Source organism: Streptomyces sp. NPDC052299 (genome assembly GCF_040679335.1).
Classification (GTDB): domain Bacteria; phylum Actinomycetota; class Actinomycetes; order Streptomycetales; family Streptomycetaceae; genus Streptomyces.
This window is the reverse complement of record NZ_JBFAUP010000009.1, coordinates 1-11000: the sequence shown is the minus strand read 5'-3', so window position 1 is coordinate 11000 and position 11000 is coordinate 1. Positions and strand designations below refer to the sequence as shown.

Sequence of the window (11000 nt, the reverse complement as noted above, 5' to 3'; positions counted from 1 at the left end):
AATGCAGGCTATGTCTTTGTGAACGCGTGCACAAAGATAGTGTCCGGTTTGTCCGGTCAAAGTGACCGGGGTCACGCACATCCGTCGCGCGATCCAGGAACCATGGATCGCATCAGCCCGTTGCAGGCCCGAAGGGGGCAAAGCGGTACACACTCCTCACGACTACGCCCCCGAGACCACTCAAAACGCCCACGATGGTAACCGGGTTTCCCTCACGAGAGCAGCGCGCTGCGCAGTCTCGCGGGGTCCACCCGCCAGAACGTGTGCTGTTCGTTATCCACCAGCACCACCGGGATCTGCTCCCAGTACTCCCGGTACAGCTCCTCGTCCCGGGTGATGTCCTTCTCCTCCCAGGAGGCACCGGTCTCCTCACAGACCGCCCGGACCACCGCGCGGGCGTCGTCACAGAGGTGACAGCCGGGCTTCCCCACCAGGGTCACCACGCGCTCGGCGGGATTCTTCTTCCTACGACGCAGCAAGGCACTCATACCTCTCATTCTCGGCCCCGTCCCGGAGCATCCGGACACCAGGAGTTCACACCACGGCACCACGCCGGAACCGGAACGGCCGGGCCGACTGGCTATGCTCGACCGCATGGCCGCTCTTGGATGGCTCACCCCCCGCAGGCGTTCCGCCACGGCCCGCAGCGTGCTGGCGGGCGAGGCGGCGGCGGAGGCCGCGCGGAAGTCCTCGCTGGAAGCCGAATCCGCCGTCGAGGAGAGCGAGCCGGAGGAGCCCGAGTTCCCCGTCGTCGGCGACGAACGGGCCGCCGCCTTCTTCGACCTCGACAACACCGTGATGCAGGGCGCCGCGCTCTTCCACTTCGGCCGCGGCCTGTACAAGCGGAAGTTCTTCGAGCGCCGCGAGCTCACCCGGTTCGCCTGGCAGCAGGCGTGGTTCCGGCTGGCCGGCGTCGAAGATCCGGAGCACATGCAGGACGCCCGCGACAGCGCGCTGTCCATCGTCAAGGGCCACCGCGTCTCCGAGCTGATGTCCATCGGCGAGGAGATCTACGACGAGTACATGGCCGACCGCATCTGGCCCGGCACCCGCGCCCTGGCCCAGGCCCACCTGGACGCCGGCCAGCGGGTCTGGCTGGTCACCGCGGCGCCGGTGGAGACCGCCACGATCATCGCCCGCCGGCTCGGCCTGACCGGGGCCCTCGGCACGGTCGCCGAATCGGTCGACGGGGTCTACACCGGACGCCTGGTCGGCGAACCCCTGCACGGCCCCGCGAAGGCCGAGGCGGTCCGCGCCCTGGCGGCGGCGGAGGGCCTGGACCTGGCGCGCTGCGCCGCGTACAGCGACTCGCACAACGACATCCCGATGCTGTCGCTGGTGGGCCACCCGTACGCGATCAATCCGGACACCAAGCTCCGCAAGTACGCCCGCGCCCGCGACTGGCGGCTGCGCGACTACCGCACCGGACGCAAGGCGGCCAAGGTCGGCATCCCGGCCGCCGCCGGGGTCGGCGCCCTCGCGGGCGGCACGGCGGCGGCCGTCGCCCTGCACCGCCGCCGCCGCTGACCCCGCCGCGACCGCTGACTCTCCGCGCCCGCGTGCGTCAACACGGCACACCCTTTTCACCGGCCACAACCCGTCGCCCCCGCAGACAGATTCCGAAGCAATTCGATCAACAAGCGATCACGCCCTGCGACTTGATGCGCCGAAAAGTAGGCACAGAAGCGACGCAATCGGCGATTTGTGCAACTGGGCGTAGTGCGGCCTGTACGAAGCGTTATTCTCCTCAGACGCATTCCGGACCCGCCACTCACTACGACGAGTGATGGTTTCGCACTGCTCGTGATGGAAGCTCTGCCTCTGGGAGTCCCGTGTACCCACACGTCGGGGTTGACGCCTCGGGCCTGGCTACGCTGCGCGCATCAGTAGCCGAACGCATGCGCGGCTTCGTCCCCACCGCGTACGCCGTACCCGCATTCGCCGCCCCTGTACCTGCCGGCCCCTGCTACGCCCTGGCTGAACGCGCCGCGGCGGTGGGAAAACGCGGCAGCCGCGGGGCCGCGACCACCGCCGCCCCCGTCCGGCGGCCCGCCGCCGACAGCGACAGCGCGCGCATGATGGAGCTCGTCGAGCGCGCCCAGGCCGGCGAGGCCGACGCCTTCGGACGCCTCTACGACCAGTACAGCGACACGGTCTACCGGTACATCTACTACCGCGTGGGCAGCAAGGCGACGGCGGAGGACCTCACCAGCGAGACCTTCCTGCGCGCGCTGCGCCGCATCTCCACCTTCACCTGGCAGGGCCGCGACTTCGGCGCCTGGCTGGTCACGATCGCGCGCAACCTGGTCGCCGACCACTTCAAATCCAGTCGGTTCCGGCTGGAAGTGACCACCGGCGAAATGCTCGACGCCAACGAGGTCGCCCGCAGCCCCGAGGACTCCGTCCTGGAGTCCCTCTCCAACGCCGCGCTGCTCCAGGCCGTGCGCCGCCTCAACCCCCAGCAGCAGGAGTGCGTGACCCTGCGCTTCCTGCAGGGGCTCTCGGTCGCCGAGACCGCCCGCGTCATGGGCAAGAACGAAGGCGCGATCAAGACCCTCCAGTACCGCGCCGTCCGCACCCTCGCCCGGCTCCTCCCGGACGATGCCCGCTGACGGCACCCCCCGCCGGGCCGGTCCCGGCGTCGTGTTCATCACGCACTGGTCCGATCATCTTTCGTGCGTAACCCAAGTGCCGCGCCACTCGTTGTGCCGGTTGCAGGCCCCCTGTCGTCACACCATGTCCGCAGACACTCACTCGTTCGTGTGGAAGCGCTCAAGGTGTGCAACCTTCCGGATGCCCAGGGGAGTCGACCGTCATGACGAGAGGAGGTGCCGCCAGTGATCGCAAACGTTTCGGCACACCGGCGGGCGAACGCCTTCGCCCAGGCCCTGGAGGAGCAGTCGCTCCGCGGTGCGGCGGCCGTACAGCCCGAGGACCCGGCCGAACAGGCCGACCAAGGACCGCTGTTGGCCCTGGCGAACGGCCTCGGTGAGCTGCCGAAGCCGCAGTTGGACCCCGAGGTCAAAGTGGTGCAGCGAGCCCAGCTCGTCGCCGCCATGGAAGCCATGTTCGCCGAGGGGAGCGCGTCCGCGGACCCTACGGTGCCCGTACAACGGAGCAGGGGCAGCCACCGCGCCTCCCCGCTCCGCAAACTGCGCCCCAGATCCCGCTGGTCCAAGGGCCTTGCCGCGGGCGGGCTCACCGTCGGGGTGGCCGCAGGCGCCTTCGGCGGAGTGGCCGCGGCCAGCTCCGACGCCCTCCCCGGTGACTCGCTCTACGGCCTGAAGCGCGGCATGGAGGACCTTCACCTCGGCCTCACCCGCGACGACACCGACCGCGGCGAGATCTACCTCGACCAGGCGTCCACCCGCCTCGGCGAGGCCCGCCGCCTCATGGAGCGCGCCCGCTCGGGCGACCTCGACCACGAACAGCTCGGCGAGATCAGGCGCACGCTCAACGGCATGTCGCACGACGCCACCGAGGGCCACCGCCTCCTCCACGCCGCGTACGAACGGGACGGCGCCCTCGGTCCGATCCAGACCCTGGACTCCTTCTCCCGCTCCCACCGCGACACCTGGAGCAGCCTCCGCGACCGCCTCCCCGTCCAGCTGACCGACGTGGGCAACCAGGTCAGTTCGGTGTTCGACGCCATAGACGAAGAGGTCGCGCCGCTCCAGTCGCTGTTCCCGCGCGCCCCGGAGAAGGGCCGCGAGTCCGGCCGCTCCGACTCCACGGGCACCGGCGCGGCCCCCTCCACCGACACGCGGACCCCGTCGCCCTCCTCCGCCCGCCACGAGGACGGCGGTACGGGCTCCAGCAGCTCGCCGCGCCCCTCGGACGCCGCCTCCAGCCCGGCGGACGGCCTGATCGGCGGCGGTACGGACGGCCTCTTCGACCCGCCGTCCCCGGACGCGACCAGCCCGTCGAAGGAGGCGCCGAGCTCGACGCCGTCGCCGGACATCACCATCCCGCCGCTGCTCCCGGGCCTCATCGGCGGTCTCGGCATCGACGCGGAGAACGAAAAGGGCTGACCGGCCCGCCCGGTGCGGCGGCGGCCGTCAGAAGAAGACCGACCGCCGCTGCACCAGCAGCTTGTACAGCGTGTGCTGGATCTGCTCCCGCACCTGGTCCGTCAGGTTGAACATCAGCATCGGGTCCTCCGCCGCCTCCAGCGGATAGCCGTCCGTCGGGATCGGCTCACCGAACTGGATCGTCCACTTCGTCGGCAGCGGCACCGCCCCCAGCGGCCCCAGCCAGGGGAACGTCGGCGTGATCGGGAAGTACGGGAACCCCAGCAGCCGCGCCAGCGTCTTCGCGTTCCCGATCATCGGGTAGATCTCCTCCGCGCCCACGATCGAGCACGGCACGATCGGCACCCCGGCCCTCAGCGCCGTCGACACGAAGCCGCCCCGCCCGAAGCGCTGGAGCTTGTACCGCTCGCCGAACGGCTTGCCGATCCCCTTGAAGCCCTCCGGCATCACACCGACGACCTCGCCCCGGCGCAGCAGCCGCTCCGCGTCCTCCGCGCACGCCAGCGTGTGCCCCGCCTTCCGGGCCAGCTCGTTGACCACGGGCAGCATGAAGACCAGGTCCGCCGCGAGCAGCCGCAGATGCCGGTCCGCCGGATGGTGGTCGTGCACCGCGACCTGGAGCATCAGCCCGTCCAGCGGCAGCGTCCCGGAGTGGTTGGACACGATGAGCGCCCCGCCCTCGGCCGGGATGTTCTCGATGCCCTTCACCTCGACCCGGAAGTACTTCTCGTACACGGGCCGCAGCAGCGACATCAGGACCTGGTCGGTCAGCTCCTCGTCGTAGCCGAACTCGTCCACGTCGTACTCACCGGTGACCCGCCGCCGCAGGAAGGCGAGCCCGCCCGCGATCCGGCGGTCCCAGACGCCCCGCCCGGACGCGTCGGGCCCGTGCGGCTCCTCCGGCTCCGGCGGGGCGTCCGGGGAGCCCGAGGGCCCCGGCAGGGCGCTCACCGACCCCGTACCGCGTACCGGGGGCCGCCGGCGCGCGGCGCGCGGCACGGCCCCCGACCGCGAACGGTCGTCGTCGAACGGAATGACCTTGGCATCCGCCATCGTCGCTGCGCTCCTCTACCTGGCGCTCGGGGTCGGGTGGGTGTCGTCGCCGGAGCCGGGCCCGGCGATCCGCGGCACGGCCTCGGCCACGCGGTCCACGGCCCGGCCCACCACGCGGGGCGGCAGCAGACCCGGCGCCCGGCTGCGCGCAAAGGCCGCGAACGTCTCCCCCGTCGTGTACCGCGGCGAGAAGCCCAGCGTCTCGCGCATCTGGACCGTGGAGACCACCCGGCCATGGGTGAGCAGCCGGATCTGCTCCGGCGAGAAGTCCGTCATGCCCACCGCCCGCAGCGCCTGCCCGACCCAGGTGACCGCGGGCAGCAGCATCGGCACCGTCGGCCGCCCGAGCCGCCGCGCGCACTGGGAGAGCAGCAGCACCCCGTCGCCCGCGATGTTGAACGTGCCGCTGTTCAGCGTCCCGCGCCTGGGCTCGGTCGCCGCGATGGACAGGACGTCCAACACGTCGTCCTCGTGCACGAACTGGAGCCGGGGGTCGTAACCGAAGACGGTCGGCAGCACCGGCAGCGACAGGTAGTCGGCGAGCGGCGAGTCCGCGTCGGGCCCCAGGATGTTCGCGAACCGCAGCACGCACACGGCCACGTCCGGCCGGCGGCGGGCGAAGCCCCGTACGTATCCCTCGACCTCGGCCGCGTCCTTCGCGAAGCCGCCGCCGGGCAGCGACTTGGGCGGGGTGTTCTCGTGGAACACCGCCGGGTCGCGGGGCGCCGAGCCGTACACCCCGGTGCTGGACTTCACCACGAGCCGCTGCACCGCCGGGGCCTTCTGGCAGGCGCCGAGCAGCTGCATGGTGCCGATGACGTTGGTCTCCTTGACCGCCGCACGCCCCTGGGCCCCGAGCGCGAAACCGCTGACGTCCAAGTGCACGACGGTGTCCACGTCGTGCTCGGCGAGCACTCTGGCGACGGCGGGCCCGCGGATGTCCGCCCGCACGAAGACGGCGTCGCCCAGTTCGTGTTCCGGCTCGACCGCGTCGAGGGCGATCACCCGCTCCACGTCCGGGTCACGCTGGACGCGCCGGACGAAACGGCCGCCCAGCTGCCGGGCCGCTCCCGTGACGAGCACGACCTTCCCCAAGATCAGCGCCTTCCGTCGGTCTCCCGTGTTCGGTCGGTCAGGACGTCACCGTAACCGGTGGACACCCCCCGCACACAGCACCGCAGCCCTCCCGCCGGGAACGGCGGAAGGGCTGCGGATTCACGAACTGCGTTCGCTTACTTCTTGTTGCGACGCTGAACGCGCGTGCGCTTGAGCAGCTTGCGGTGCTTCTTCTTGGCCATCCGCTTGCGCCGCTTCTTGATAACAGAGCCCACGACTACCCTCGCTCACTTCTTCTTCACTGGTGCGGGGCGTCTGGGCCCACACGACCTACGTCGGCCTAGCCTACCCGCCACCGCGTGAGGGACGTAATCGAGGCGAATGTCAGGCCGATGCCACCCCCACGAAGGACTCGCGCAGATACTCGTGAACCGCTTGCTCCGGAACCCGGAAGGACCTGCCCACCCGGATCGCCGGCAGATGACCGCTGTGCACCAGGCGGTACACGGTCATCTTCGACACCCTCATGACCGAGGCGACTTCCGCCACGGTCAGAAACTTGACCTCGCTCAGAGGACTCTCGCTGTCAGCAGCCATGACTCACCTGTACCTTCCGCACGAGACGCGCACCGGCTTCCCCTCCGGTGACTCTTCGTCGTTGTGCGCTCACTCCCCAGGTTAGGGGCGGGTGATGCGAGTGGGGAAGAGGAGAGACGATCGGCCGCTACTGTGACAGACACGCCCGATTGAGTACATAGCGCGTGAGCGGCAGGTAGTACGCGGACCGCACCGCGTCGTCCAGCGGAACGGCCACCGCCACCCGCCCCTCGGCCTCCCCGACGAACAACGCGGGATCGTCCGTATCGGCCAGTCCGATCGCCTCGATGCCCAGCTGACCTGCCCCGCAGACCCATCCGTGGTCCCCGACGACCAGCTCCGGAACGGGCCCGCGCCCGGCCGCGGCGGCCTCCAGCGCCACCCGCACGGGCAGCGGCGAATGGGAGTGTGCGCCGGTGCCACCACCGGCCGCCCCCGCGCCGGGTTCACGCACCAGCGCGACGCCCCGTACGTAGTCGAGGTGGTAGGTACGTACGCCAAACCGAGTCGTTATGTCGATACATCGCCCCTGCGCCGGGGTGAGGACGGGGCAGCCCGCCGACGACAAAGCGTCTGCCAGCGCCGCGTAGAAACCGATCAGCCGGTGCGGATGCCCGGTGCCGAACAGCACCGGCACCCGCCGGGCCGCCGCCTCCGCCAGCCGTACGGCGAACGCGTCGAGCCCCGCCACCGTCCGCTCCGGATCGATGACATCGGGCCCGGACACATGCGCGGGGTCGTCCGAGACCCCGCACCTGTCCGCCATCAGCTCCAGCAACTCGCGCTCGCCCCAGCCCCGTTCGGGGTCGAGGCCGAGCGTCACCCGGGGGTCCCTGGCCGCGAACAGCCGATAACTCCGCAGGCTCACCTCACGCGAGGTGGCCACGGGCCCGGCAAGGCGGGCCGCCAGCAGATGCGCACGCAGCGCTCCGGTGCTCAACACCCCACCGATGCTGCCCGAACCGGCCCGCCCGGGGGCCAAAAGCCCGATTACGCCCCACAGTCGGCGTAAACCGTACTCAACCCCGTAACCCCGGGGGCCCGTCGTGCCCGGATCAGGGCCTCCGCGCCCGGATCAGGTCAGCAGTCCCCGCAGCGGGAACGCCGCCCGGCGCGTCGCGAGGACCGCCTGGTCCAGCCGGTCCGCCGGGTCGTAGCCGTCCTCCCACGACGCCCACGACGGCGTCCGCCCGTCCGTCATCCGCGCCGGCCCCAACTGCCGCGTCCGCGCGTACACCTCGTCCCGCCACGACGACGGGATCACCGACTCCGGGTCCACGGGGGCGTGCGCGGCGATGGCCACGAGGTGCGTCCAGGACCTGGGCACCACGTCCACCACCGCGTAACCCCCGCCGCCCAGGGCCACCCAGCGCCCGTCGTCGGCGTACGTGTGCGCCAGGTCGTGGCAGGCGGCCATCACCGAGCGCTGCGCGTCCAGCGACACCGCCAGGTGCGCCAGGGGGTCCTCGAAGTGCGTGTCCGCCCCGTGCTGGGTCACCAGCACCTGCGGCCGGAAGTCCGCCAGCAGCTCGGGCACCACCGCGTGGAACGCCCGCAGCCATCCGGCGTCCCCGGTCCCGGCGGGCAGCGCCACGTTCACCGCGCCGCCCTCGCCGCTCCCCGCCCCGGTCTCCTCCGGCCAGCCGGTCTGCGGGAACAGGGTGCGCGGGTGCTCGTGCAGGGAGATCGTGAGGACGCGGGGGTCCTCCCAGAAGGCCGCCTGCACGCCGTCCCCGTGGTGCACGTCGACGTCGACGTACGCGACGCGCTCGGCGCCCAGCTCCAGGAGCCGGGCGATGGCGAGCGCCGGGTCGTTGTAGACGCAGAAGCCGGCCGCGCCCCCGGGCATCGCGTGGTGCAGCCCGCCGGTGAAGTTCACGGCGTGCCGGGTCTCGCCGCGCCAGACCGCCTCGGCGGCGGCCACGGACTGTCCGGCGATCAGCGCGGAGACCTCGTGCATCCCGGCGAACGCGGGGTCGTCCACGGTGCCGATGCCGTATTTCTGATCGGCCGAACGGGGGTCGGCCGAGGCGGCCTTCACCGCCGCCACGTAGTCCGGGCGGTGCACCAGCCGCAGCGTGGACTCGCCGGCCGGCTTGGCCGCGACGACGTCGACCGCCCGGTCGAGGCCGAACGCCCGCACCAGGCCCATCGTCAGGGCGAGCCTGACGGGGTCCATCGGGTGGCTCTCCCCGAAGTCGTAGCCCGTTACTGCGTCATCCCACATCAACTGTGCGCGGCCGCTCATGCCCGCCACCGTATCGGGCGGGTTCCGCCCCGAACGACTTGGCGTACAGCAGCGTCGCCAGCACCAGCACCATCGGGACGAGCATGGCGCCCCGGTAGCTCCAGGCGTCCCCGAGCGCCCCGACGAGTGGGGAGCCGACGAGGAAGCCCACGTAGTTGAAGATGTTCAGCCGGGCGATCGCGGTGTCGCTCGCCCCGGGGAACATCCGCCCCGCCGCCGCGAAGGTCTGCGGCACGATCACGCACAGCCCGAGCCCCAGCAGGGTGAACCCGAGCATCCCGGTCCACGCCCCGCCGGCCACGGCCACCACGGCGAACCCGCCGGCCGCCAGCACGGTCCCGCCCCGCACCACGGCCACCGCCCCGAACCGCCGCACCCCGAGGTCCCCGACGGCCCGCCCGAGCAGCGTCGTCACCATGTAGACGTTGTACGGGACGGTGGACAGCTGCTCCGAACTGCCCAGGACGTCCTGGAGGTACTTGGCGCTCCAGTTGGAGACCGTCGAGTCCCCGATGTACGCGAACGCCATGACCAGGCACAGGGGAAGCAGCAGACGGAAGGAGACCGCCCCGCCGGTCGCCCCCTTCTCCGGTGTCTCCTCGGCGCCCTCCACGTACCACCGGCTCCCGACGAACGCGGCGGGCAGCATCACCACGACCGCCGGAAGGTACGAGGCCGGCAACGACAGGTCCCAGTGCGCCCCCGCCCAGGCCATCGAGGCCCCGGCGATCCCGCCCAGGCTGTACGCGGCGTGGAACCCGAGCATGATGGACCGCCCGTACGCCCGCTGGAGGCTGACGCCCATCATGTTCATGGACGCGTCCAGCGCGCCGACGGCAAGACCGAACACCCCGAGCGCGAGGGCGGCCTGCCAGAGCTCGCTGCCGGCGCCGACGCCGAGGAGCGCGAGGAGGACGACGGGCTGCGTCCACCGGAGGACCACCCGGGGCCGCACCCGGGCGACCACCTTCTCGGTGAGCACGCTGCCCACCCCGGCCAGGATCGGGACGGCGGCGAGGAACACGGGCAGCAGGCCGTCGGATATCCCGTACCGGTCCTGGATCGCGGGGATCCGCGTCACCAGCAGGGCGAAGGTGGCCCCCTGCACGAAGAAGCTCAACGCGAGGGACGCCCTGCCGTGCCGCAACCGTGCATCTGTCATGGCGGCGAGCGTAGGGCCAGTTTCTACCCGTGGGTAGACGCGTCAGGCGAGCAATTCCGGCAGCTGGCTCATGTCGGAGAAATACCCGGTCACACCGGTCAGCCGGTCCGCGGGCATCATCGAGGTGAACCCGTAGACGTCCATGCCGGCCGCCCGCGCCGCCTCGACCCCGAGCGGGCTGTCCTCGATGACGACGCACCGCTCGGGCGCGACGCCCATGCGCTCGGCGGCGAGGAGGAAGAGGTCGGGCGCCGGCTTGCCCCGGCCGACGTCCTCGGCGCTGAAGATCCACTCCTCCTCGAACCACTGGTCGAGCCCGGTCTTCCGGTGGCTGACCCGGATGCGCTGGTGGCTGCTGGAGGAGGCGACGCAGTACGGGACGCCGTCGGCGACCAGCTTGCCCAGCAGGTCGTCGACGCCGGGGACGGGCTCCAGTTCCTCCTCGAACGCGGCGAAGATCCGCGAGTGAAGGGTGACGTCGAAGTCCTCGGGCAGCTTGGTCCCGGTCCGCTCCTGGACGAGGTCGTGGACGCGGTGCACCGCGGACCCCATGTAGTCCCGCAGGGACTCCTCGTACGAGGTGGGGTGACCCAGCTCCGTGAGGTAGCCGGCCAGGATGGTGTTGGAGATCGGCTCGCTGTCCACGAGCACACCGTCGTTGTCGAAGATGACAAGTTCGTAGCGCATGGCACGACTTTAGAGGGTCTGAACGCGAAAAAGCCCCGTGCCACAAGGGCACGGGGCTCTTCCCAAAAGGAGTTCGGCGGCGTCCTACTCTCCCACAGGGTCCCCCCTGCAGTACCATCGGCGCTGAAAGGCTTAGCTTCCGGGTTCGGAATGTAACCGGGCGTTT

The 11000-nt window shown here is 71.1% G+C and carries 12 protein-coding genes and 1 rRNA gene; 3 read left to right on the top strand and 10 right to left on the bottom strand.

Going from position 1 to position 11000, the window contains the following annotated elements:
* Positions 1 to 212: 212 nt before the first annotated feature.
* Positions 213 to 488, bottom strand: coding sequence for a glutaredoxin family protein (locus AB0L33_RS16820; RefSeq protein ID WP_136203094.1), 276 nt, complete (start codon positions 486 to 488; stop codon positions 213 to 215).
* A gap of 106 nt (positions 489 to 594) precedes the next feature.
* Between AB0L33_RS16820 and AB0L33_RS16815 the strand changes: the two genes are divergently transcribed.
* From AB0L33_RS16815 to AB0L33_RS16805, 3 genes are all read left to right on the top strand, one after another.
* Positions 595 to 1527 carry an HAD-IB family hydrolase gene (locus tag AB0L33_RS16815; protein WP_365682025.1) on the top strand — a complete coding sequence of 311 codons (933 nt, stop codon included), beginning with the start codon at positions 595 to 597 and terminating at the stop codon, positions 1525 to 1527.
* Between the two features lie 305 nt (positions 1528 to 1832).
* Positions 1833 to 2612, top strand: coding sequence for an ECF subfamily RNA polymerase sigma factor, BldN family (locus AB0L33_RS16810; protein WP_365682023.1), 780 nt, complete (start codon positions 1833 to 1835; stop codon positions 2610 to 2612).
* Between the two features lie 225 nt (positions 2613 to 2837).
* Complete coding sequence (locus AB0L33_RS16805) at positions 2838 to 4031, top strand: DUF5667 domain-containing protein (protein ID WP_365682021.1); 1194 nt, start codon at positions 2838 to 2840, stop codon at positions 4029 to 4031.
* Between the two features lie 27 nt (positions 4032 to 4058).
* Here the strand turns inward: AB0L33_RS16805 and AB0L33_RS16800 are convergent, their stop codons facing one another.
* The 9 genes from AB0L33_RS16800 to rrf all read right to left on the bottom strand — a co-directional run.
* Positions 4059 to 5084: a lysophospholipid acyltransferase family protein gene (locus AB0L33_RS16800; protein ID WP_365682020.1), complete on the bottom strand. Its 1026-nt coding sequence runs from the start codon at positions 5082 to 5084 to the stop codon at positions 4059 to 4061.
* Positions 5085 to 5099: 15 nt separating this feature from the next.
* A complete protein-coding gene (locus AB0L33_RS16795) occupies positions 5100 to 6179 on the bottom strand; it encodes an NAD-dependent epimerase/dehydratase family protein (RefSeq protein ID WP_365682018.1) in 1080 nt (359 codons plus the stop codon).
* Positions 6180 to 6316: 137 nt separating this feature from the next.
* Positions 6317 to 6415 (bottom strand): AURKAIP1/COX24 domain-containing protein, encoded by a 99-nt coding sequence (locus AB0L33_RS16790; protein ID WP_003948845.1) that lies wholly within the window; start codon positions 6413 to 6415, stop codon positions 6317 to 6319.
* A 109-nt stretch (positions 6416 to 6524) separates the two neighbouring features.
* Positions 6525 to 6737 (bottom strand): helix-turn-helix domain-containing protein, encoded by a 213-nt coding sequence (locus AB0L33_RS16785; RefSeq protein WP_018104376.1) that lies wholly within the window; start codon positions 6735 to 6737, stop codon positions 6525 to 6527.
* A 127-nt stretch (positions 6738 to 6864) separates the two neighbouring features.
* Entirely contained in the window at positions 6865 to 7680 is an 816-nt protein-coding gene (locus AB0L33_RS16780) for a phosphatase (protein WP_365682016.1), read from the bottom strand.
* A gap of 132 nt (positions 7681 to 7812) precedes the next feature.
* Positions 7813 to 8985 carry an acetoin utilization protein AcuC gene (locus AB0L33_RS16775; RefSeq protein ID WP_365682014.1) on the bottom strand — a complete coding sequence of 391 codons (1173 nt, stop codon included), beginning with the start codon at positions 8983 to 8985 and terminating at the stop codon, positions 7813 to 7815.
* Positions 8954 to 10147, bottom strand: a complete 1194-nt coding sequence (locus tag AB0L33_RS16770) for an MFS transporter (protein ID WP_365682012.1) — start codon at positions 10145 to 10147, stop codon at positions 8954 to 8956. Before AB0L33_RS16770 ends, AB0L33_RS16775 begins: the two co-directional genes overlap by 32 nt.
* A 42-nt stretch (positions 10148 to 10189) precedes the next feature.
* The gene (locus tag AB0L33_RS16765; protein ID WP_018104380.1) at positions 10190 to 10834 is read right to left on the bottom strand and encodes an HAD family hydrolase; all 645 of its coding nucleotides are present in this window, start codon (positions 10832 to 10834) and stop codon (positions 10190 to 10192) included.
* A gap of 71 nt (positions 10835 to 10905) precedes the next feature.
* Positions 10906 to 11000, bottom strand: a 5S ribosomal RNA gene (gene rrf, locus AB0L33_RS16760); the annotation flags it as partial.